The 435-nt window shown below is 76.3% G+C and carries 1 protein-coding gene; it reads left to right on the forward strand.

Features of this window, described 5'->3' with window-relative positions; genetic code table 11:
- Window positions 1–236: 236 nt before the first annotated feature.
- Window positions 237–435 (forward strand): DUF368 domain-containing protein (locus G3I71_RS52880; protein ID WP_164325252.1); only part of this gene is annotated, 199 nt, incomplete at its 3' end.

Below are 435 nucleotides of genomic sequence, written 5' to 3' on the forward strand. Positions count from 1 at the left end.
GTCTCGATGAACACGACGGCCGTGATGCCGATCAGCGCGGCGGTGCCGAACGACGCGATGAGGTGGTCGGCCTGCAGGAAGTCCGGACCGAGCGCCGGCAGCGGGCCGCCGGCCAGCAGCGGCGCCACGTCGGTGGTCAGTGCGGCGGCGAGCGCCGACGTCGTCAACATGGCCCTCAGCCTACGGCGCGGGACGTCGCCGGACGGCGCCCCGGAGCGCCTGGTTAGGGTGGAGCGGTGGCTCAGGACGCGACCTCCCCGGCCGACGCCCCCACCACCTCGACCCTCGCGGCACCGCGCACGACGTGGTCCCGTGCCCCCCTGCACGCCGCCCGCGGCGGGCTCATCGGCGCCGCCGAGTCCGTGCCCGGCATCTCGGGCGGCACCGTCGCGCTCGTCGTCGGCCTGTACGACGAGCTGATCGCCGCGGCCGCGC

Source organism: Streptomyces sp. SID12501, from assembly GCF_010550245.1.
Lineage (GTDB): Bacteria > Actinomycetota > Actinomycetes > Streptomycetales > Streptomycetaceae > Streptomyces.